Source organism: Halomonas sp. CH40 (genome assembly GCA_041875495.1).
GTDB lineage: Bacteria > Pseudomonadota > Gammaproteobacteria > Pseudomonadales > Halomonadaceae > Vreelandella.
Genome location: CP112982.1, coordinates 797,881 through 818,961, shown reverse-complemented (window position 1 = coordinate 818,961; position 21,081 = coordinate 797,881). Strand labels below are relative to the sequence as shown.

Below are 21,081 nucleotides of genomic sequence, written 5' to 3'. Positions count from 1 at the left end.
TTATTCAAAGACGCTATCAATCAGAACGCTGACAGTATCGCTGTCGTTAACAGGGCCAACCGGAGCGCTATCAAGGTCGCCAAACAGATCACCCGGCTGTGGCGTTGCCTGGCCTGAGGGCGAGACCCGCACCATCAGACGCGCTTCGTCTACCTGATCAAGACTTGCCTGTGGCGACATGGCGTTGCTGGCATCCAGCACAAAGGTAGCTGGCAGATCAGACACCTGGGCCTGGGCAATGGCTAACGGCGGCATTTCACCGGCCATATCCCGAGCAATGACAAATACCGTTGCCTGCGGTGACACCCGATCCGTCAGCGACTCATCCAGCGAGACTTCAACGCGAATACCGGGCCCCTGGGCTTCATCCAGCGGTTGGCCAATGGGAGCTTCTTCAGGATCAACCCCCAGACGCTGCTGGGCAACCCGAATACCTTCACGCAATGACTCGGCGGTATCAGCATCCTCGATATTGGCCATAGCGCGCCGCCAGCGGTCGATAGCGGTTTCATAGTCACCGGCATCAAAGGCGTGGATCCCCAACAGCCCCAATACGGTAGGCTGCCTGGGATCCTGTTCGAGGGTTTCATCCACCAGCCCTTGCACTTCCGGTGTCAGCTCACGCCCTTCCATAAAGAAACGTAACTGAGCCAACTGGGCAAGCAAAGGGGCAATGCGGCCTTCAATGGCAATCAAACGTTCAAGGGCATCGATGGCTTTTTCCGCCTGGCCCGTCTGACGATAAAGCGGGAAAAGCTCGGACCAGACATTAGGGTTATCTGGCTGCAATACCGCCTGCTCTTCCATGCGCTCCAAATACATGGCCAACGAGCCTTCCGGATGATTCTGCACTTCTCGCTGGGTTTGCAGCAACACCAGATCCCCTTCTGCCCCGTTAAACTGGTACCAGACAACGCTGGTACCCACGACAGCCAGCAGCACCAGAGGAACGACAAAGCGGCCAGAAGTATACGTTTTCAAAGGGCGGCGTTTCACTGTGGTGGTATCTTCAAGCAGGCTGCGCTCCAACTCAAGACGGTCTTCCGCGAAGCGCTCCTCGTCAATATCTCCACGCTCCTTTGCCGCTTCCAGCGACGCCAGACGCCGCTTGTAAATCGCAACATTCTGCTCGGCTGTAGTGTCGTTGGCTTCATAATCACGCTGGGCATCGTGCAGGGAGCGTGCTTGGCGCAACGGAAGTATCAACAGCCAGATAGCCGGTAATAACAAGACAGCAAAGGCAATCCACAGCGACGTCATGAAGATTTCTCACGGTTGATAAGTTCATTCAGGCGAGCCTGTTCTTCAGCACTCAAAGAGGTCGCTGACGCATTGCGCCGGGCGCGCACAATCAGCACCACCAGTAAGCCACCGCCAACAATCAAGGCAATAGGTATTCCCCAGAGCAGGTAGGTGCGGTTTTCCAGACGCGGGTTGTAGAGAATGTAGTCACCAAAGCGGGCGACCATATGGTTGGTAATCTCGATATCCGACTGGCCATCCTGCAGCAGGCGATAGACGCGTTCACGCATATCAGCTGAAATGGGCGCATCAGAATCATCGATCGCCTGATTCTCACACAGCGGGCAGCGCATTGATGCCGTTAGATCTCGGTAGCGCTCCTTCATCACCGGGTCATCAAATTCTCGCAGCTCTATTCCTGCCGCCATGACGCTGACACTCAGCAATACACCCACCAAGGCGGTTACCCATCTCGTTAACGCCATTTTTCCACCTCCGGGAGCAGAGTATTACGCACATCCTCCGGCGAGAGATAGCCGGTATGGTGATAGCGAATAACGCCCTGCGCATCTACCAGAAAAGTTTCCGGGGCGCCGTAGACGCCCAGGTCAAACCCCAGATCACCCTCAGGATCGAAGATATTGACCTCAAAGGGGTTACCAAATTCGTCGAGGAATTCACGCCCTTTTTCACGGGTATCGCGATAGTTGATACCCACCATGCGAATACCCCGGTCGGCCAGATCAAGCAGCTGAGGCATTTCCTGTTTGCAGGCAGGGCACCATTCTCCCCATACGTTGACCAGGGTAATCTCACCGGTCAGCAGTGACTGATCCACCTGACGTTCCGGGTCTTCCAGCGTCGAGGCTTCAAACGCCGGAAAGTCCCGTGTCATCAAGGCAGAATCGCGATAGGAGGGATCCTGCCCCAGCCCGTAATAAAAGAACATTGCCAGGCCGATAAATCCTAACAGCGGTAAAAATAACAACACGCGACGGTTCATGCGCCCGACTCCCCAACAGCTTGCGGTTGAGCAGGCACGGTGGATGCTTTCTGCGGCTTATCCTGACGCACCTTGACCCGACGATAGCGTTTGTCTGCAACCGCCAACAGGCCACCCGCAGCCATTAATAAGCCACCCAGCCACAGCCAGCGCACCATCGGTTTGAATTGAATCCGCATGGCCCAGCTGCCATCCCCCAGATCTTCACCCATGGCCACATAAAGGTCACGGAAGAAACCAGGGCGCAGCGCTACCTGGGTCATCGGCATCCCGGTTGCCAGGTAGAGGCGTTTTTCAGGCCGCATGATGAAATTGCGCCCGTTATCACGCTGCACATTGATAATCGAGGTATCGGCCAGGAAGTTGGGCCCCCGGCGCTCGGTCAGCTCTGTCATGGTGAAGGTATAGCCGCCCAGTTCCACACTGGTACCCGGCGACATGCGTACATTGCGCTCAAGGTTGTAGTTGGAAACAACCGCCACGCCGACTATGGTCACCGCGACACCCAGATGCCCAAGTACCATGCCCCAGTAGGGGTATGAAAGCTTTTTAATGCCCGCCATAAAAGAACTGGCATGACGCACCTTGTCAAAAATATCACGCAGTATGGGAATCACGATCCAGAGGGCGACTATCATGCCCAGCGCCACCCAGACGTTCCATTCGGGGCCGTAGAACACCGGAATCAGGGCACCGATCACCACAGCGGCAACAGCAGATAACCACAGACGCTTGTAAATCTCTTTACCTGGCATGCGCTTCCAGCGCGACACCGGGCCCATACCCATGAAAATACTCATGATGACAGTCAGCGGCACAAACAGCGCATTGAAGTAGGGAGGCCCGACGCTGATTTTGCCCAGGTTCAGGGAATCAAGAATCAGCGGGTAGAGAGTACCCAACAAGACGGTAACCGTCATGATCACTAGCAGGAGGTTGTTGATCAGCAACAGCGAATCTCTGGATAACCAGCTGAACCCCACCTGATGGCTGACGCGCGGTGCGCGCAGGGCAAAGATAAACAACGAGATAGCCACCGTAATCGCCAGCAGCATTAGAATGAAAAAGCCACGCGCAGGATCATTGGCAAAGGCGTGAACCGAGGTCAACACTCCGGAACGCACCAGGAAGGTTCCCATCAGTGACAGCGAGAAGGTGGCAATGGCCAACAATACTGTCCAGCTTTTGAAAGACCCGCGCTTTTCGGTGACCGCCAGGGAGTGAATCAGCGCGGTGCCCGTCAACCAGGGCAACAAGGAGGCGTTTTCGACCGGATCCCAGAACCACCAGCCGCCCCAGCCAAGCTCGTAGTAGGCCCACCAGCTACCCAGGGCAATACCCACGGTAAGAAACGCCCAGGCCACGTTACACCAGGGCCGCGCCCAACGGGTCCAGGCGGAATCCAGGCGCCCCCCGAGCAGAGCGGCAATGGCAAACGCAAACACGACAGAAAAACCGACGTAGCCCATGTATAGCATCGGCGGGTGAACCACCAGGCCGAAATCCTGAAGCAGCGGGTTAAGATCAGCGCCATCCTGTGGAATACCGGGCAACAGGCGCTCGAAAGGGTTTGAGGTCATCAGGATGAACAGCAGGAAGCCCACGCATACAGCCCCCATGACCCCGATAACACGGGCGACCATGTCACGCGGCAGGTTGCGTGAAAACAGCGCAGCAACAAAACTCCAGCCTGCCAGCATTAAACTCCACAGCAGCACAGAACCTTCGTGGTTACCCCAGACGGCGCTAAGCTTGTAGTACCAGGGCAGCAACGAATTGGAGTTGTTGGCCACGTTGGCCACGCTGAAATCATCCAGCATATAGCTTGCTGTCAAACACGCGTACGCAATGGCAATAAACAGAAACTGCCCAGCCGCCATTGGCAGGCCATAAGCCATCCATAGAGGTTTACGCATCGCCGCCCCTGCCAGCGGGGCAAGGGTCTGTACAGCGGCCATCAGCAAGCCAATTACCAAGGCATAATGGCCAATTTCAGGGATCATTTCAGTGAACATGTTCGCTCCGGTTCAGCACGTGTGACGTCTTGATAACTGAACATCTTGATAGCAGGGCTTGATAACAGGGCAAGGCGTAATTACTGACAAGGCTGATACAGGCCGCATCAGTAATCGCTCGCTTTGGGAACACCCTCGGCTTCAAGGCGCTTGCCAATTTCTGCTGCTTTTGCCTGATAGTCTTCAGGCTTGTAGCCTGCTTCTTTCAGAGCTTCAGCCACTTCAGGCGGCATATAGTTTTCATCGTGCCTGGCCAGCACTTCATCGGCCCGGAAGCGTCCATCTGCCTGCAACTGCCCGACCACCACGACGCCCTGACCTTCGCGGAACAGATCCGGCAAGATGCCGCTGTAGTAAACATCCAGATCATCAACGTAATCGGTCACCACAAATTCAACGTTCAGGGTCTCGGCATCACGGGCCACCGTGCCTTCCTTGACCATGCCACCGGCACGAATGGTGCGTTCCACAGGCGCGTTGCCCTGAGCAATCTGCACCGGGCTGAAGAACAGATTGATATTGGCTCTAAGGGCATATAGCGTCAGCCCGACCGCAATGGCAGTTAACGATACAAGACCGAGAATCACAAATAGTTTCTGCTTGCGTTTAGGTGTCATGATGACTCCCCTTGATCAACTGGATAAACCGTCGCCTGTTCACCTTGCTGTTGGCGCACCTGCTCTCTGCGGGCACGGCGCTTGAGACCCTCCACCAGTTGGCGACGCTCAAAGCGTGCATGCCATACCAGCCCCAGGATCAACAGCAGTGTGATAATCCAGGAGGACCAGACATAGGGTGCATGGCCTCCCATGGCAATAAATTCTGCAAAAGAGTCAAAAGCCATTTACTTTGCCTCCTCAACCAGTTCACGCACCCAACGTTTATTCGACTCACGGCGCAAAATTTCGTTGCGTGTCCGCATCAGGGTCAGGGCGATAAAAAAGCTGTAAAAACCCAACACCATGATCAGCAGCGGCAGCCACATATCCATGGGCATTGCCGGGCGTGACGTGATCGTGAACGTGGCCGGTTGGTGCAGGGTATACCACCAGTCCACCGAGTATTTGATGATCGGAATATTGATCACCCCCACCATGGCCAGCACCGATGCCGCCCGGGAGGCACTGTCACGACTGGTGAACGCGCCCCTGAGCGCAATCACACCCAGATACAGAAATAACAGGATCAGCATGGATGTCAGACGCGCATCCCACATCCACCAGGTTCCCCAGGTAGGAACGCCCCACACGGCGCCAGAAAACAGCGACACAAAGGTCATCGCAGCGCCAAGGGGGGCCATGACCGCAGCGGCCATATCGGCAACTTTAATTTTCCAGACCATGAAGACCAGCCCAGCCACCGCCATCGAAACAAATATCGACTGAGCCAGGAAAGCCGCAGGCACATGCACATAGATAATCCGGAAGCTATTACCCTGCTGATAATCTGCCGGTGCAAATAGCAGACCCCAGACCGTTCCCACCACTATCAGTCCGGCGGCAGCCACCCAGAACCAGGGTTGCAGTTTTGCGCTAATCCGATAAAACCACTTGGGTGACCCAAGCTTATGAATAAAAGACCACATGTACACGTGTCCTCAACCGTTAATACTGATTCGCAATGATGCGGCTATCGCCCAGGGTGACAGCATTAAGGCAACCGCCAACAGCGCACCCAGGATGGCCAGATGGGCAGTGACAGGATCACCGGCAATCGCCGCTTGAACGGCACCCGCCCCAAAAATAAGTACCGGAATATAAAGCGGCAGCACCAACAGGGACAGCAGCACACCACCGCGCGCCAGGCCAACCGTCAAGGCCGCACCTATCGCGCCAATCAGGCTGAGTATCGCGCTCCCCAGCGCCAGTGAAATAGCCAATATCAGATAACTCCCCCCTGGAAGCGACAACATTATACCCAATACCGGGGCCATGAGCGCCAGCGGAAGCCCGGTTAACAGCCAGTGCACCGCCACCTTGGCCAGGGCCAGCGCAGGCAATGGCTGTGGGGCCAGTAAAAGCTGCTCCAGGCTACCGTCGTCGTAGTCACTGCGAAACAGGCTATCCAGTGAAAGAAGCGCCGCCAATAAGGCCGCCACCCACAGAAGGCCCGGCGCTATGGTCGCCAGCAGGTTGGGGTCTGGTGAAATACCAATTGGAAACAGGGTAATCACCAAGGCAAAAAATACCAGCGGGTTGAGCACCTCGCCACGGCGGCGCAGCATCAAGACCAGGTCACGCTTGAGCGTTGCCTTAAGGGCCAATGATAAATTTTCTGAGGGTTCTTTCAGATGCGGTTTCAGACCCGGGGCAAGCTTCGCGGTTTCAGGCTGCGACACCACTTTTCTCCTTCATGATTACCCAAGCTGAATACGGCGCAAGGCGGGCGAGGATGATAACTCATGGTGTGTCGTCACGATAACGCAACCGCCATTATTGGCATGCGCTACCAACTGCGCTTCAAGTGCCGCAACGCCGTGACGGTCAATGGCGGTAAATGGTTCATCAAGCACCCAGAGAATGCGTGGCGTCAGGGTTAACCTGGCCAGTGCAATGCGGCGCTGTTGACCGGCGGAAAGCTGACCGGCTGGCACATCTTCAAATCCGGCTAAGCCGACGTTTTCAAGCGCCTTCCAACTGGCAGCCTGATTATCTTTCTGGCCATCCAGCGCCTGATACCAGGCCAGGTTTTCAAGCGCGCTCAACCCGGTTTTAACCCCTGGGGAATGGCCCAGATACAAAAGATTGGCCAGGAAGTGCTCACGCACCTGGCGCATCGCTTCGCCGTTCCAAATCAGCTCGCCATGATAATCAGTCAGTTGCCCGGAAAGGATCTTTAACAGAGTGGTTTTGCCGCTGCCGTTAGGGCCTTCGATACGGACAACTTCACCGCTGCGAATGTCCACATCAAGGCCCTTGAACAGCCAGCGTTCATCTCGCTCGCAGGCTAGCTGACGGGCTTGCAGGCACAGGCTCAAGGCGCTCTCCAGACACAATTAATTGTGTGCGAACTTTACACGGAAAGCGTCTATCCCGCCAGTCACCCACTGCGGCGCCAGGTCGCAGCAGCACTGCCAGTTATCGTCCTGACAGGTCGGCCGAAAACCCGCTGGAACTGTATAGAAAACCATGTATACTGAAAACACTGTATGAAAAGACATGCTCAGTAAAGCACGGTTCGTTAAAGCGTGCCTAGCAAAACAGGCATCGATTGACTGCCTGCCTATATCCATTGCCCTGATGCTGGAGACTATCAATGAGCGCCACGACTGCCATTTCCGTTGATCAAGCACCCTCCCTTTCTCACCGTGTGAATCGGCTCTGGGCCAGCCGCAGGGCGCCTGTTCCCAGCACTGCCAACAACACCACACGACGCCACACTACCTATGCGGTCAGAGTGCGCGGCAACCGCATGCAGGATTGCAACCTGTTTGATGGAGATGTCATTATCATCCGTCGCTGCCAGACGGGAACCGCTAATGAAACCGCCAGTGCAGAAATCAATCACAAGCCGATCAAGCTGCAACGCCTGATCATTGACCGCCATGGCCTCTACCTGCTTGCGCAAGATGACAACGTGCCTGCCATCTACCTGCGTAACCAGGATATCCAGGTACTTAACCTTGTCATGGGGGTTGAACACTATCTAACGGAGCATTAATGCGCTATCTCGTTCCCGCGCTGGAAGCGCATAGCTGGCATAGCCATCACATCGAGATTGAAAAAAGCCAGTTTATTGCCTGGGTGGCACACACCCCTTCGCCCGATGCTCTCCACACCCTGGTAGCGGCGGCAAAACACGCCCATCCCAACGCCAGCCATCACTGCAGCGCCTTTATTGCCGGCGCCCCAGGTGAGCAGACGGCCATCGGCTTTTCTGATGACGGCGAACCGGGTGGCACGGCAGGCCGCCCCATGTTCCAGGTGTTGAACGGCAGCGGTATTGGTGAAATAGGTTGCGTGGTAATCCGCTATTTTGGTGGCACCAAGCTGGGAACGGGCGGACTGGCAAGGGCTTATGCACAGGCGGTCAGCCAGGCGCTTGACACCCTCCCCACCCGTGAAATCATTGAGCGCGACACACTGACCTTGCGCCTGGAGTTTTCCCAGGAAGCGGATGTCCGCGCCTGGTGCGCTGAAAATACCTTGCCCGTTTTCAGCGCTGACTATGATGGAGACGGCGTTAGACTGGCCCTCGGCTGGCCACGAGACAAGCCTCTTGATCTCAGCCCCTTGGAGAACCGTCTCAAAAGCACTCTCACTATCGAATCAGACACGAAGGTTTCCCAGCCTGACCCATCATAGCGGCCAAAAAAACGGCATGTGCCTCTTCGCACATGCCGTTTTTTGAATTTCCCTTGAAGCTACTCATTGACGCTATCAGGGCTTACTGCCTTTTCCTTCAGGTGCTTTTACCCCAGGTACTTTTATCCTAAGTACTTTTATCCCAGATACTTGATCATCACCCCGGCCGCGACCGCAGAGCCAATCACGCCGGCCACGTTGGGCCCCATGGCGTGCATCAGCAGGAAGTTATGGGGGTTGGCTTCAAGCCCTACTTTATTGGCAACCCGCGCCGCCATCGGAACAGCTGACACGCCTGCAGCGCCAATCAAAGGGTTGATCGGCATACGACTCACCAGGTTCATCAACTTGGCCATCAAGACGCCTGCGGATGTACCGATGGCAAACGCCACCATACCCAAGCCAAGAATGCCCAGGGTTTCCACTGACAGAAAGCTTTCTGCCATCAGCTTGGAGCCAACCGATAACCCCAGTACAATCGTCACTATGTTGATCAGCGCATTCTGGGCCGTATCGGCGAGACGCTCAACCACACCGCACTCGCGCATCAGGTTACCAAAACAGAACATCCCCAGCAGTGGCGCCGCATCTGGCAAAAAGAGGGCTACCAGAATCAATAGCATCAGCGGGAAGACGATTTTCTCCAGTTTTGAGACCGGGCGCAGCTGCGTCATGGTGATTTCACGCTCTTTCTGTGTGGTCAGAAGACGCATGATCGGCGGCTGGATCAAGGGTACCAAGGCCATGTACGCATAGGCAGCGACCGCAATCGCCCCCAGCAACTCAGGCGCCAGCACGCTGGCCACATAAATGGACGTTGGACCGTCAGCCCCGCCAATGATACCGATGGCAGCCGCCTGATTGAGCGAGAAGTCCATGATACCCATTGAGCTAAGCCCTACAGCACCAAACAGGGTGGCAAAAATACCAAACTGGGCAGCAGCCCCCAGAAACAGGGTCCGCGGATTGGCAAGCAGTGGCCCGAAGTCAGTCATCGCCCCTACGCCCATAAAAATCAGCAGAGGCGCGATACCGGACGCAATAGCCACGCTATAAAAGCTGTAAAGCATGCCATCGCTGTACCCAACGTTGGTAGCCACATCCTTGGCGGCGCGCAGCGCCTCCGCCGATGTATTGCCATGAGCAACACTTTTCAGCGCTTCACGCCAACTTTCCACGTCGCCCAGAGGGTTCAACACCACCCCTAGCGCCGGTGCAAGCTGCTGCAATACCGCAGGCTTGCCAACCTCAATGGCCTGATCCAGGGCCGATATGGCCAGACCCGCCTCAGGAATATTGGCCAGAATACCGCCGAAACCAATGGGCACCAGCAGCAAGGGTTCAAACCTTTTATAGATTGCCAGATAGAGCAGTAAAAGCCCCACCACAATCATCACCGCCTGGCCCAGCTCAAGGTTATAAAGCCCCGAGCCTTCCCATAACGTGATTAGCTTATCCATAGTACGAAGACCTCTTAGAGTTCGATCAGCGCATCGCCAACGGAGACACTATCGCCCTCACTGACTTTCACGGCAGATACGGTTCCGCCACTGGAGGCTCGCACTTCGGTTTCCATCTTCATGGCTTCCAGAATGATGACCACGTCACCCGAGGCCACTGTATCGCCAGGTTTGACGTTCACTTTGAAGATGTTACCGGCCAATGGGGCGTTAATAGCCTCACCACTGGGGGCTGGCGCCGCTGCTGCGGGTGCGGATTCGGGTGCCTCACCTTGCTGCTGAACATCAGCAATGTCGCCACCTTCTGCCACCTCTACCACATAGGCCTTACCGTTAAGCTTAACAGTGTAGGTTTCAGGCCCTTGTGCAACCGCAGGCGGCTGGGCCGGCTCAGCCTTGGCAGGCACACCTGATGCGCTGGTTTCCTGCGCCTGCGGCGCGGGCTCAAAGGCATCCGGGTTGTCACGGTTTTTCAGGAACTTGAGGCCAATCTGCGGGAAAAGTGCATAAGTCAACACGTCATCTACCTGACGCTCACCTTCAGCCAGGCGAATACCCTCTGCCTTGGCTTTTTCCTGAAGCTCAGTCGTCAGCTTGTCCATTTCCGGCTGTAGGTTATCCGCCGGGCGACAGGTAATCGGCTCGCCGCCTTCCAGCACACGCTTTTGCAGTTCGGCATTAAAGGGCGCTGGCGCAGAACCGTATTCACCTTTTAAAAGTGCCTGTACTTCCTTGGAGATAGACTTATAGCGTGCGCCCATCATCACATTCATCACCGCCTGGGTACCGACAATCTGCGATGTCGGCGTTACCAGAGGAATAAAACCCAGGTCTTCGCGCACGCGGGGGATTTCACTCAGCACATCATCCAGTTTGTCGCCGGCCCCCTGCTCTTTCAACTGGCCTTCCATATTGGTCAACATGCCACCCGGCACCTGAGCCACCAGAATCCGCGAATCAATACCTTTCAGGGAACCTTCAAAGGCCGCGTACTTTTTACGCACTTCGCGGAAGTAACCAGCGATATCTTCAAGCAGCTCCAGGTCAAGGCCGGTATCACGTTCGGTATCTTTCAGCATGGCCACCACCGACTCGGTCGGGCTGTGGCCATAGGTCATGGACATGGAAGAAATTGCGGTATCAACGTTATCAATACCCGCTTCCACCGCCTTGAGAATTGTTGAGGTTGAAAGCCCTGTTGTGGCGTGACACTGCATATGAATCGGAATCGACAATTCCTGCTTAAGACGCGTTACCAAGTCAAACGCTGTATACGGCGTCAACAGCCCCGCCATATCCTTGATAGCCAGAGAGTCTGCACCCATGTCTGCAATGGTCTTGGCCAGATCCACCCAGCTATCCAGGGTATGTACCGGGCTTACCGTGTACGAAATGGTGCCCTGAGCATGCCCTTCGACATTACGCACAGCCTTGATCGCACGCTCAAGGTTGCGTGGGTCGTTCATCGCATCAAATACGCGGAACACATCAACGCCGTTGATCTTGGCGCGCTCGACAAAGCGATCCACAACGTCGTCCGCATAATGGCGATAACCCAGGATATTCTGCCCCCGCAACAGCATTTGCTGTGGCGTGTTGGGCATGGCCTCTTTCAAGGCCCGAATCCGCTCCCAGGGGTCTTCGCCCAGATAACGGATACAGGCATCGAAAGTAGCGCCGCCCCAGGATTCCAGCGACCAGAAACCTACCTGATCAAGCTTTTCTGCAATCGGCAGCATGTCATCCAGGCGCATCCGCGTGGCAAAAAGCGACTGGTGGGCGTCGCGCAGCACTACATCAGTAATACCCAAAGGGCGCTTCGTCTCTTTCATGACGTTTTCTCGCATTGACAAGTGAATCGTTAGAAATGGATCGTAAAAAAGGGCGCCAAACAAGCCGTTGCTGCATCCGCTCGCCCTGACACAGGAGCGCTTTTTCTGGCGCTACACCTTGTAGGTAATTTACGTAGCTTAGCAAACAAACAGTGCCTGGGTGTTTCTAGAGGCCCTTATGACGACGATAACGGTGAACAGCAGCGCTGATGACCGCCATTACCTCATCATCCTGGCCGACAGGGGCGGAACTGGCCTTTGGCGTATTCTGTGTGGGTGAGTTGACGGCTACAGGCTGGAAGCGCCTGATAACGATCGACATCAGCGTTACAGTAATTACCAAAATGGTAAGAAAAACAAATACAAACCCCATACCCAGCCCCATAAGGACAAGGCCTTCCGTCAATAAGTCACTATCTTGCATCAGAGTCACTCCTCGTCTCAAGCCTCGCAGACCAGCAAAAAGAGGTGAAGCCATGAATGGCGCAATAAAAATGGTACACTAAACTGCCACACTCAGAATTGAATGCAATGGCGCCATAGTGGAAGTCAACGTTGTTAATTTACTACATAAAGGCAGGATAGGCCTAGCGCCAATGGAAGGGGTCATTGATGCCCTGACCCGCGACCTCCTGACCCGTGAAGCCGGCTTTGACTGGACGGTCACCGAGTTTGTCCGCGTTATCGATGCTCGCCTGCCTTCTCGCGTGTTCTATAAGCACTGCCCTGAGCTTCTACACTCATTAAAGCAGTTACCAGTGGCAACGCCTAGTGGCGTCCCGGTGCATTTGCAGTTACTGGGCTCAGACCCGACAACACTGGCCGCCAACGCACGCCAAGCGCTTGAGCTGGGCGCGTTAAGCATTGACTTGAATTTCGGCTGCCCTGCCAAGCTTGTCAACCGTCACGATGGCGGAGCAGCGTTATTACGTAACCCTGAACGGGTTTTCAATGCTGTCCACGCGGTTGCCACAGCACTGAATGGCGAAATCCCCGTGACGGCCAAAATACGCCTGGGCTTTTCCAACCGCCTTCAAGCCGTCGCCTGTGCCCAGGCCGTGGAGGCCGGAGGCGCTTCCCAGCTGGTGGTCCATGGCCGCACGCGGGATGAAGGCTATCGCCCGCCTGCCCACTGGGAATGGATTGGCCGAATACGCCACCATATCGACATTCCAGTCGTGGCCAATGGCGATATATGGACGCTGGAAGACTACTGGAAAGCCCGCACTCTGTCAGGCTGCTGTGATGTCATGCTTGGCCGTGCGGCCCTTGCCGACCCCTGGCTGGCACCACGCATCCGGCATTGGCAAGCCACCGGCCAGCGCCTACCTGAAACCACCTGGAGCATGCGCGCCGAGGTATTGAAAACCTATGCCCATTTGCAGAGCCAGAAACTGCCTGAACGGGTGGTGACCTCACTGGTTAAGCAATGGCTGGCCCAGATGCGCCAGGGCAACGCTGAAGCAAACGTCCAGTTTCAGCGCCTCAAACGCATCACCCGACTCGATGATCTATTATACAACCTTGTTGTCACTGAAACTCCTGAAACAAGCGATGCATAAAAACACTCAAACCTGAAAGCCACGCATAAAAAAAGCGCCCTACCGCCAATAGACGGGAGGGCGCTACACGATCGCAGGATCGGTCGCGAGCGACAGCCGATCCAGCTAAAGGAAAACGTTTATCAAGCGATACCACATCAAAATGGCATCGCAAACGGGCAGGAAACACTTCGGCAGTACATTTAACAGGTAAGCTGACCAAAAAACCCGCTCTCAATTGAGAACGGGTTTGGTATCTGGCGCGCCCGGGAGGATTCGAACCTCCGACCCTCTGATTCGTAGTCAGATACTCTATCCAGCTGAGCTACGGGCGCTTAACAAAATGTGCTGATACTTAACGACTACAACAGTCCAGAATTACTAGCGTAAATGGCGCGCCCGGGAGGATTCGAACCTCCGACCCTCTGATTCGTAGTCAGATACTCTATCCAGCTGAGCTACGGGCGCACATTTGTCTAACCTGAACTGTGCCATGTGGCGGAGAGAGAGGGATTCGAACCCTCGATAGGGCTATAAACCCTATACTCCCTTAGCAGGGGAGCGCCTTCAGCCACTCGGCCACCTCTCCTTAACGGCACGGCGCGAATATTACCGATTTTACTGCGCCTTGTCCAGACTTATGACAATTTTTTTCAGTTTTCATGCGAGAGTGGACGTTAACTTCGCCGCTGGCAAGGCCAATTGCGCCTTAACCCAGGAAGACACTTGACGTGTATTCCATACGACCCGCCCACTCCTTTTTTAAAACACTGCTGAATAACAGCGTTTCACAACCGCATGTCACAACAACTTCCAACCCTGCGAACAAATCAGCATCGATTTATTCATCGCTCACGTCGGCTGAACGTTCACGCTGGATGCGCTGGTATATTTCTTCACGATGGACAGAAACATCCTTTGGTGCATTCACACCGATTCGCACCTGGTTGCCTTTGACACCCAGCACAGTGACTGTAATGTCATCACCAATCATAAGGGTTTCGCCGACTCGGCGGGTCAAAATGAGCATGGCTGATCTCCTTCTCAGACGTTTTTATATGCAACGGGATATCCACCAGCGAAATACGAAACCCTCTACGGGCATGACACGTTATTTCACTTTTGGTACAACAAATATAACACATCAAGCCCGCGATGAAAGGAAGCTCATTACCTTGCAGCAACGAGCTTCCTGTCAGCTGGCAAATCAGACGGCTCGAATTACTCGGATTCGATATCAGATTTGCTCAAACCAAAAGCGTCGTGAAGCGCCTGAACCGCCAGCTCCATATGCTTTTCGTCGATCACAACAGAGATCTTGATTTCTGACGTTGAGACCATGCGAATGTTGACGTTTTCATCGGCCAACACGCGGAACATCTTGGAAGCAACCCCGGCATGTGAACGCATGCCAACCCCGACCAGTGAAACCTTGGCAATATTGTCATCGCCACGCAGCTCACCGCCGCCAAGATCAGGCATTACCGTCTCTTCCAGGATACGCTTGGTAGCCTTGTAGTCACCCTTGGCAACGGTAAAGGTGAAGTCAGTGTAATCGCCTGCAGGCGCTACGTTCTGGACAATCATATCGACTTCGATATTGGCGTCCGCAATCGGCCCCAGAATGCGTGAGGCAACACCCGGCACATCGGGCGTATTCAAAAGCGTCAGTTTGGCTTCATTCTTGGTAAAAGCGATACCGGAGATCAGCGGTTCTTCCATGGAGTCCTCGTCTTGGTCAGAGTCTGCAACAATAAGCGTACCGGGGCCGTCTTCAAAGCTCGACAGCACCCGCAGGGGAACGTTGTATTTACCGGCGAATTCCACCGCACGAATCTGCAACACCTTGGAACCCAGGCTTGCCAGTTCGAGCATTTCTTCCACCGTGATCCTTTCCAGGCGCTGAGCCTTGGAACACACGCGCGGGTCGGTGGTATAAACGCCGTCAACATCGGTATAGATCTGGCATTCATCGGCATTCAGCGCGGCCGCCAGCGCCACCCCAGTGGTATCGGAGCCACCGCGGCCAAGCGTGGTGATGTTGCCTTCCTCATCGACCCCCTGGAAACCGGCCACCACTACCACCTTGCCATCATCCAGATCTTCGCGTAGATCATCGGTCTCAATGCGCTGGATGCGCGCCTTGGTATAGGCTTTATCGGTATGGATACCCACCTGCGCCCCGGTGTGCGAAGTAGCCGGCACCCCCAGGCTCTGCAAGGCCATGGCGAGCAAAGAAATGGTCACCTGCTCGCCGGTTGAGAGCAGCATATCCATTTCGCGCGGTGAAGGGTCACTGTTAAGCGCCGTTGCCATATCGGTCAGACGGTTAGTCTCACCGCTCATGGCCGATACCACCACCACTACCTGATGCCCTTGATCACGAAAACCTTTTACCTTTTCTGCCACGGCCTTGATGCGCTCGACAGAGCCCACCGAGGTACCGCCAAACTTCTGAACGTAAAGTGCCATATAGGAGTTTTCCTGTTGCGTTCGGAAATGAAGTATGAAGTGTTAAAAAGCTTTTATAGCCGTAACTATAAAGGCCGGTAACATGAATGTCACCGGCCTCTTATTAATCCAGCTTGTTTTCCAGCCAACTGGAAACACTCTTCAAGGCCTCAGGCAAGGCATCCGGCTGGCTACCACCCGCCTGCGCCATATCAGCACGACCGCCGCCTTTACCTCCTACCTGGGAGGCAACGTGATTGACCAGCTCACCCGCCTTGATACTGCCCGTTAGATCCTCGGTCACACCCACAATCAGGCTGACTTTAGACGCTTGCCTGTCAGCTACACCGAGTACGATAACGCCTGAACCCAGCTTGTTTTTAAGCTGATCCATCACGTTGCGCAATTCCTTGCCAGCCACGTTTTCCAGCTGGGTCGCTATCAATTTAACGCCCTTGATATCCTGCGCCTGTGCCAGCATATCGCTGCCTGCCGCACTGGCCAGTTTGGCGTTTAGCTGCTCAAGCTGTTTTTCCAACTGACGGTTGCGCTCAAGCAAGGCGTCAACCCGCGCTTCCACCTGCTCCGGCTTGACTTTGAGACGCTCCCCTACATGCTGAACGCGCGCCTCCTGCTGATAGAAATATTCCAGTGCATTTTCGCCGGTGATCGCTTCAATACGCCGCACACCCGAGGCAATACCTGCTTCTGATACCACATGGCAACAGCCAATATCGCCGCTGCGCGACACATGGGTGCCACCACACAGTTCAATTGAGAAATCATCGGCGCCAATGGTGAGCACGCGTACATTATCCGCATATTTGGCTTCAAACAGCGCGGCGGCGCCTTTGGCCTTGGCTTCGTCCAAGGTCATCTGTTCGGTTTTGGTCGGTGCGTTGGCCAATATCTGCTCATTCACCAGCCGCTCGACTTCCTTGAGCTGCTCCGCCGTCATTGGCTCAAAGTGGCTGAAGTCAAAGCGTAGGCGCTCAGCGGTCACCAGCGAGCCTTTCTGCTGAACGTGGTCACCCAGCACCATGCGCAATGCCTTGTGCAGCAGGTGAGTGGCCGAGTGATTACGCACAGTCGCAGCCCGCAGCGAAGCATCCACCTGAGGATGAACCTGACTGCCTACATTAAGCGTGCCTTCCAGCATGACGCCGTGATGCAGGTGATGGCCGCTCTGCTTCTGGGTATCAGTCACCTGAAAACGCCCATCGGCAAAGTGCAGGTAGCCGGTATCGCCCACCTGACCGCCCGACTCGCCATAGAAAGGCGTGCGCTCAAGCACGACAATCCCTTTTTGCCCCGCTTCAAGAGCCGCCAGCTCGTTACCCTGATGATCAACAAGCGCCGTCACCCGGGTGTCGTCTTCCAGCTGATCATAGCCACTGAAGGTGGTTTCACCCTCCAGCTCCAGCGTGGCGCTGTAATCGGCACCAAACTGACTGGCGGCACGGGCGCGCTCACGCTGGGCGTTGAGCTCGCGTTGGAAACCGTCTTCATCCAGGGTGACATCCCGCTCACGGCAGACATCAGCGGTCAGGTCATAGGGGAAACCATAGGTGTCATACAGTTTGAACACGGTCGCGCCAGGCAGCACCTTGCCGTCGAGTTCATCAAGAGCGGCTTCCAATAGCCCCATACCATGATCCAGCGTCCGTGCAAACTGCTCCTCTTCCTTGAGTAGAATACGCGCAATCTGCGCCTTGGCCTCGCGCAGTTCCGGGTAGGCATCGCCCATTTCTGCGTCCAGAGCTTCCACCAGAGTATGGAAAAACGGCTCGTTTGCCCCCAGCTTGTGGCCATGACGCACCGCCCGACGGATAATCCGCCGCAGCACATAGCCCCGGCCTTCGTTGGAAGGCAGGACGCCATCGGTAATCAGAAATGCACAGGAGCGAATGTGATCGGCAATCACGCGCAGCGATGGTGTCGAGATATCCGCATGACCCGTTGCCTGTGCCGCTGCCTTGAGCAGGTTCTGGAAGAGATCAATCTCATAGTTGGAGTGAACGCCTTGCAATACCGCCGCCACGCGCTCAAGCCCCATTCCGGTGTCAATCGACGGCTTGGGAAGCGGGTTCATATTGCCTGCCGCATCGCGGTCAAACTGCATGAACACCAGATTCCAGATCTCGATATAGCGATCGCCGTCTTCTTCCGGGCTTCCCGGCGGGCCGCCCCAGACCTCAGGCCCATGATCATAGAAAATCTCTGAGCTTGGCCCGCAAGGGCCGGTATCACCCATTTGCCAGAAATTATCTTCATCCAGCTTGGAGAAGCGTTCAGGATCAATGCCTATCTCGTCCTTCCAGATTTTTTCTGCTTCGTCATCACTGATATGAACGGTTACCCAGAGCTTTTCCTTCGGCAGCCCTAATGTCTGGGTCAGAAAGTTCCAGGCAAAGCTGATGGCGTCACGCTTGAAGTAGTCGCCAAAGCTGAAGTTACCGAGCATCTCGAAAAACGTATGATGGCGCGCAGTATAGCCAACGTTATCCAGATCGTTATGCTTACCGCCAGCCCGCACACAGCGCTGTGCCGACACGGCGCGCACATAGGGGCGCGGGTCACGTCCCAGGAAGACATCCTTGAACGGCACCATGCCAGCGTTAGTAAACAGCAAGGTCGGGTCGTTGTCCGGCACCAATGAACTGGAGGCTACCGGGGTGTGTCCGTGGTGTTCAAAATAGTCAAGAAAGGCCTGTCTGATCGCTGCGCTTTTCATAGGGTATCCGTTAACGAGATGGCGTGATGCCCCAGGGCGCTTTAACCGCTACCCAACGGGGTCGCAAAAACGCCATTATAGCGTAGTTGTCAAACGACTAAAGCGGCAGCGAGTGAGAAGGCATTGAAAACCCCCTTAAACAGGGTTTTCGAAGGGGTTTTCAAAAAGATAAGCGGAAGATCTTACAAACGCATCACAGGCAGGATAGCGCATAGCGGATCTGCTCAAAGTCAAAGCCACGCCCCAACAGAAAACGCTCGCGCTTGGCACGCTCCTTGGGCGTTTGACCGGGCGAGTCGAAACGCCTTACCAGCACGTCACGGGCCAGCTCAAACCAGTCAATGGCTTCCTGCTCAACCACATCATCCAGCGCTGCACGGATAATCTCGCCATCAACCCCACGCTGGCGAAGGTCATTTTCAATGCGCCGCCAGCCCTGACCGCGCAGTACGCGTGTGCGTATGAAGCTGGCCGCAAAACGCGCGTCTGACTGCCAGCCTTTTTCGGCCAGCTCGTCCAGGCAAACGTCGATTTCATCCGCAGGCACCTGCTTGGCCTGCAGACGTGTTGCCAGCTCGGCGCGCGAGTACTCGCGCCGAGCCAACAGGGCGATGGCCATTTCACGCGGTGAAGGCGGTTCTTTGCCCCATGCCATAAATTACAGCAAATCGCCGCTATCGGGCTCAAAAGCCGTGTCATCAGTGGCAGCCGCTGCCTTTGCGCCTTTTTTACTGCTGGCTTTTTCTTTCTCGGGCGCCTCTTCCTTGTCTTTGTCCTTAGGCTCAGGCGGTGCCAGCAACTGGCCACGGATCTGGCTTTCAATTTCTTCCATGATATCCGGGTGGTCTTCCAGATACTGGGCGGAATTAGCCTTACCCTGACCAATTTTCTTGCCTTTGTAGCTGTACCAGGCACCGGCTTTATCGACCAGATTGCACTGTACGCCCAGATCAATCACCTCACCAGCATGGTAGATACCCTTGCCATAGAGAATCTGGAATTCAGCCTGCTTGAACGGCGGCGCCACCTTGTTTTTCACCACTTTGACGCGGGTTTCATTACCGGTCACTTCATCGCCTGACTTGACCGAGCCGGTACGCCGGATATCCAGACGGACGCTGGCATAGAACTTCAGCGCATTACCGCCGGTAGTTGTTTCGGGTGAACCAAACATGACGCCGATTTTCATGCGAATCTGGTTGATAAACACCACCAGACAGTTGGCGTTCTTGATGTTGCCGGTAATCTTGCGCAGCGCCTGAGACATCAAACGGGCTTGCAAACCGACGTGGGAATCCCCCATCTCGCCTTCAATTTCAGCCCTTGGCGTCAAGGCCGCTACCGAGTCGATGACAATCACATCGACGCCGCCGGAACGAACCAGCATATCGGTAATTTCCAGCGCCTGTTCACCGGTATCCGGCTGAGACACCAGAAGATCATCAAGATTGACGCCCAGTTTTTCTGCGTAGCTAGGATCCAGGGCGTGCTCGGCATCAACAAAGGCGCATACCTTGCCCTGCTTTTGCGCCTGGGCAATGACCGACAGCGTCAGCGTGGTTTTACCGGATGATTCCGGGCCGAATATTTCGCAGACACGGCCAAACGGCAGACCGCCGATGCCCAGTGCGATATCCAGCCCCAAGGAGCCTGTGGACACGGACGGCATCACCACGCGGGGCGTATCACCCAGGCGCATAACAGTGCCTTTACCGAATTGGCGGTCAATCTGGCTGAGCGCTGCGTTAAGCGCCTTGGTGCGGTTTTCGTCCTGAGCCATTTAAAAACTCCTCATAAAGATGCTGTATAACTAGCCAGTAGTATGCCAAAGTTTACACCATAAACAAATGCTCTGGCGCGTATTATTCACTGCTCACCGCTCACTGATCGACATGATCAAGGTGGCCATGGCCTGGCGAACCGTCTGTTCACGTACCGCGTGGCGGTCGCCGGGGAAATGCAGGCATTCTGCCTGCTGGGCCTGCCGGTCACCCCATGCCAGCCAAACGGTGCCCACGGGCTTTTCCGGGCTACCGCCGTCCGGGCCTGCCACGCCGCTCACGGCCACGGCAAGGTCAGCACCGCTTTCCTGGCAGGCCCCAGCTACCATGGCTTTGACCACGGCCTCACTGACCGCGCCTTCACTGGCAAGCACCGAACTCTCTACCCCCAAAAGACGGGTTTTCGCCGCATTGGAATAGGTCACATAGCCAGTGGCAAAATAGGCCGAACTTCCCGGTACGGCAGTAATGGCACTGGCAATACCTCCACCGGTACAGGATTCTGCCGTGGCAATCTCAAGCTGGTGCTGCTGGCAGAGTTTACCCAACCGCTGCGCCAACAAGGTCAGATCCAGATTTTTCAGGCTTTCAACGCTTGGCTCCATGCTCACTCCTTCATGTCGGTGATGACTTCAGCGTAGAATAGCGGCTTTTGCGTGGCTAAAGAATGGCCGCCTGCCCAAGCGCTGCCCATTCAAGCGTAGAACCTAATTCACGG

At 55.3% G+C, this 21,081-nt stretch carries 21 protein-coding genes and 3 tRNA genes; 3 read left to right on the top strand and 21 right to left on the bottom strand.

The annotated features are described in order from the left end of the window. The 9 genes from ccmI to ccmA all read right to left on the bottom strand — a co-directional run bounded on the left by ccmI (window position 1) and on the right by ccmA (window position 7,237). Complete coding sequence (gene ccmI / locus OR573_03810; GenBank protein ID XGA80790.1) at window positions 1-1,260, bottom strand: c-type cytochrome biogenesis protein CcmI; 1,260 nt, start codon at window positions 1,258-1,260, stop codon at window positions 1-3. Next, entirely contained in the window at window positions 1,257-1,727 is a 471-nt protein-coding gene (locus tag OR573_03805; protein ID XGA80789.1) for a cytochrome c-type biogenesis protein CcmH, read from the bottom strand. Before OR573_03805 ends, ccmI begins: the two co-directional genes overlap by 4 nt. Next, window positions 1,718-2,245: a DsbE family thiol:disulfide interchange protein gene (locus tag OR573_03800; GenBank protein XGA80788.1), complete on the bottom strand. Its 528-nt coding sequence runs from the start codon at window positions 2,243-2,245 to the stop codon at window positions 1,718-1,720. Before OR573_03800 ends, OR573_03805 begins: the two co-directional genes overlap by 10 nt. After that, window positions 2,242-4,248, bottom strand: a complete 2,007-nt coding sequence (locus OR573_03795) for a heme lyase CcmF/NrfE family subunit (GenBank protein ID XGA81657.1) — start codon at window positions 4,246-4,248, stop codon at window positions 2,242-2,244. The genes OR573_03800 and OR573_03795 overlap by 4 nt, the downstream gene beginning before the upstream one ends. Window positions 4,249-4,367: 119 nt before the next feature. After that, window positions 4,368-4,877 (bottom strand): cytochrome c maturation protein CcmE, encoded by a 510-nt coding sequence (gene ccmE / locus OR573_03790; protein XGA80787.1) that lies wholly within the window; start codon window positions 4,875-4,877, stop codon window positions 4,368-4,370. After that, the gene (gene ccmD, locus OR573_03785; GenBank protein ID XGA80786.1) at window positions 4,874-5,104 is read right to left on the bottom strand and encodes a heme exporter protein CcmD; all 231 of its coding nucleotides are present in this window, start codon (window positions 5,102-5,104) and stop codon (window positions 4,874-4,876) included. Before ccmD ends, ccmE begins: the two co-directional genes overlap by 4 nt. Continuing rightward, window positions 5,105-5,845, bottom strand: coding sequence for a heme ABC transporter permease (locus OR573_03780; protein ID XGA80785.1), 741 nt, complete (start codon window positions 5,843-5,845; stop codon window positions 5,105-5,107). It abuts the gene before it with no gap. Window positions 5,846-5,857: 12 nt separating this feature from the next. Beyond that, window positions 5,858-6,562 carry a heme exporter protein CcmB gene (ccmB, locus tag OR573_03775; protein XGA81656.1) on the bottom strand — a complete coding sequence of 235 codons (705 nt, stop codon included), beginning with the start codon at window positions 6,560-6,562 and terminating at the stop codon, window positions 5,858-5,860. Window positions 6,563-6,616: 54 nt separating this feature from the next. Beyond that, window positions 6,617-7,237 (bottom strand): cytochrome c biogenesis heme-transporting ATPase CcmA, encoded by a 621-nt coding sequence (ccmA, locus tag OR573_03770; GenBank protein ID XGA80784.1) that lies wholly within the window; start codon window positions 7,235-7,237, stop codon window positions 6,617-6,619. Between the two features lie 278 nt (window positions 7,238-7,515). Between ccmA and OR573_03765 the strand changes: the two genes are divergently transcribed. After that, window positions 7,516-7,920 carry a hypothetical protein gene (locus OR573_03765; GenBank protein ID XGA80783.1) on the top strand — a complete coding sequence of 135 codons (405 nt, stop codon included), beginning with the start codon at window positions 7,516-7,518 and terminating at the stop codon, window positions 7,918-7,920. Next, complete coding sequence (locus OR573_03760; protein XGA80782.1) at window positions 7,920-8,564, top strand: YigZ family protein; 645 nt, start codon at window positions 7,920-7,922, stop codon at window positions 8,562-8,564. The genes OR573_03765 and OR573_03760 overlap by 1 nt, the downstream gene beginning before the upstream one ends. A 137-nt stretch (window positions 8,565-8,701) precedes the next feature. On the opposite strand, the gene OR573_03755 is transcribed toward OR573_03760, so the two are convergent. The 3 genes from OR573_03755 to OR573_03745 form a co-directional block, all read right to left on the bottom strand. Further along, window positions 8,702-10,024 (bottom strand): sodium ion-translocating decarboxylase subunit beta, encoded by a 1,323-nt coding sequence (locus OR573_03755; protein ID XGA80781.1) that lies wholly within the window; start codon window positions 10,022-10,024, stop codon window positions 8,702-8,704. A 14-nt stretch (window positions 10,025-10,038) separates the two neighbouring features. Next, the gene (gene oadA, locus OR573_03750; GenBank protein XGA80780.1) at window positions 10,039-11,856 is read right to left on the bottom strand and encodes a sodium-extruding oxaloacetate decarboxylase subunit alpha; all 1,818 of its coding nucleotides are present in this window, start codon (window positions 11,854-11,856) and stop codon (window positions 10,039-10,041) included. Between the two features lie 166 nt (window positions 11,857-12,022). Continuing rightward, window positions 12,023-12,280, bottom strand: coding sequence for an OadG family protein (locus tag OR573_03745; GenBank protein XGA80779.1), 258 nt, complete (start codon window positions 12,278-12,280; stop codon window positions 12,023-12,025). A 172-nt stretch (window positions 12,281-12,452) separates the two neighbouring features. Here OR573_03745 and OR573_03740 point away from each other — a divergent pair, with 172 nt between their 5' ends. Next, window positions 12,453-13,418, top strand: a complete 966-nt coding sequence (locus tag OR573_03740) for a tRNA-dihydrouridine synthase family protein (GenBank protein XGA80778.1) — start codon at window positions 12,453-12,455, stop codon at window positions 13,416-13,418. Window positions 13,419-13,655: 237 nt separating this feature from the next. Here OR573_03740 and OR573_03735 read toward each other — a convergent pair. The 9 genes from OR573_03735 to OR573_03695 form a co-directional block, all read right to left on the bottom strand. Further along, window positions 13,656-13,732 (bottom strand) — tRNA-Arg (locus tag OR573_03735). A 56-nt stretch (window positions 13,733-13,788) separates the two neighbouring features. After that, window positions 13,789-13,865, bottom strand: a tRNA-Arg gene (locus tag OR573_03730). A gap of 28 nt (window positions 13,866-13,893) precedes the next feature. Further along, window positions 13,894-13,986 (bottom strand) — tRNA-Ser (locus OR573_03725). A 252-nt stretch (window positions 13,987-14,238) separates the two neighbouring features. Next, entirely contained in the window at window positions 14,239-14,427 is a 189-nt protein-coding gene (gene csrA, locus OR573_03720) for a carbon storage regulator CsrA (protein XGA80777.1), read from the bottom strand. A 191-nt stretch (window positions 14,428-14,618) separates the two neighbouring features. After that, window positions 14,619-15,869 (bottom strand): aspartate kinase, encoded by a 1,251-nt coding sequence (locus tag OR573_03715; protein ID XGA80776.1) that lies wholly within the window; start codon window positions 15,867-15,869, stop codon window positions 14,619-14,621. Between the two features lie 103 nt (window positions 15,870-15,972). After that, window positions 15,973-18,582, bottom strand: coding sequence for an alanine--tRNA ligase (alaS, locus tag OR573_03710; protein XGA80775.1), 2,610 nt, complete (start codon window positions 18,580-18,582; stop codon window positions 15,973-15,975). 193 nt (window positions 18,583-18,775) lie between these two features. Further along, the gene (locus OR573_03705; protein ID XGA80774.1) at window positions 18,776-19,237 is read right to left on the bottom strand and encodes a regulatory protein RecX; all 462 of its coding nucleotides are present in this window, start codon (window positions 19,235-19,237) and stop codon (window positions 18,776-18,778) included. 3 nt (window positions 19,238-19,240) lie between these two features. After that, window positions 19,241-20,362, bottom strand: a complete 1,122-nt coding sequence (recA, locus tag OR573_03700; protein XGA80773.1) for a recombinase RecA — start codon at window positions 20,360-20,362, stop codon at window positions 19,241-19,243. A 93-nt stretch (window positions 20,363-20,455) separates the two neighbouring features. Beyond that, on the bottom strand, window positions 20,456-20,968 hold the full coding sequence (locus tag OR573_03695) for a CinA family protein (GenBank protein XGA80772.1): 513 nt from the start codon (window positions 20,966-20,968) through the stop codon (window positions 20,456-20,458). Between the last annotated feature and the right edge of the window lie 113 nt (window positions 20,969-21,081).

Excerpts from the sequence above, each read along its gene's own strand:
- ccmI (XGA80790.1), bottom strand. The coding sequence starts at position 1,260 with ATGACGTCGCTGTGGATTGCCTTTGCTGTCTTGTTATTACCGGCTATC.
- OR573_03805 (XGA80789.1), bottom strand. The coding sequence starts at position 1,727 with ATGGCGTTAACGAGATGGGTAACCGCCTTGGTGGGTGTATTGCTGAGT.
- OR573_03800 (XGA80788.1), bottom strand. The coding sequence starts at position 2,245 with ATGAACCGTCGCGTGTTGTTATTTTTACCGCTGTTAGGATTTATCGGC.
- OR573_03795 (XGA81657.1), bottom strand. The coding sequence starts at position 4,248 with ATGATCCCTGAAATTGGCCATTATGCCTTGGTAATTGGCTTGCTGATG.
- ccmE (XGA80787.1), bottom strand. The coding sequence starts at position 4,877 with ATGACACCTAAACGCAAGCAGAAACTATTTGTGATTCTCGGTCTTGTA.
- ccmD (XGA80786.1), bottom strand. The coding sequence starts at position 5,104 with ATGGCTTTTGACTCTTTTGCAGAATTTATTGCCATGGGAGGCCATGCA.
- OR573_03780 (XGA80785.1), bottom strand. The coding sequence starts at position 5,845 with ATGTGGTCTTTTATTCATAAGCTTGGGTCACCCAAGTGGTTTTATCGG.
- OR573_03765 (XGA80783.1), top strand. The coding sequence starts at position 7,516 with ATGAGCGCCACGACTGCCATTTCCGTTGATCAAGCACCCTCCCTTTCT.
- OR573_03760 (XGA80782.1), top strand. The coding sequence starts at position 7,920 with ATGCGCTATCTCGTTCCCGCGCTGGAAGCGCATAGCTGGCATAGCCAT.
- OR573_03755 (XGA80781.1), bottom strand. The coding sequence starts at position 10,024 with ATGGATAAGCTAATCACGTTATGGGAAGGCTCGGGGCTTTATAACCTT.
- oadA (XGA80780.1), bottom strand. The coding sequence starts at position 11,856 with ATGAAAGAGACGAAGCGCCCTTTGGGTATTACTGATGTAGTGCTGCGC.
- OR573_03745 (XGA80779.1), bottom strand. The coding sequence starts at position 12,280 with ATGCAAGATAGTGACTTATTGACGGAAGGCCTTGTCCTTATGGGGCTG.
- OR573_03740 (XGA80778.1), top strand. The coding sequence starts at position 12,453 with ATGGAAGGGGTCATTGATGCCCTGACCCGCGACCTCCTGACCCGTGAA.
- csrA (XGA80777.1), bottom strand. The coding sequence starts at position 14,427 with ATGCTCATTTTGACCCGCCGAGTCGGCGAAACCCTTATGATTGGTGAT.
- OR573_03715 (XGA80776.1), bottom strand. The coding sequence starts at position 15,869 with ATGGCACTTTACGTTCAGAAGTTTGGCGGTACCTCGGTGGGCTCTGTC.
- alaS (XGA80775.1), bottom strand. The coding sequence starts at position 18,582 with ATGAAAAGCGCAGCGATCAGACAGGCCTTTCTTGACTATTTTGAACAC.
- OR573_03705 (XGA80774.1), bottom strand. The coding sequence starts at position 19,237 with ATGGCATGGGGCAAAGAACCGCCTTCACCGCGTGAAATGGCCATCGCC.
- recA (XGA80773.1), bottom strand. The coding sequence starts at position 20,362 with ATGGCTCAGGACGAAAACCGCACCAAGGCGCTTAACGCAGCGCTCAGC.
- OR573_03695 (XGA80772.1), bottom strand. The coding sequence starts at position 20,968 with ATGGAGCCAAGCGTTGAAAGCCTGAAAAATCTGGATCTGACCTTGTTG.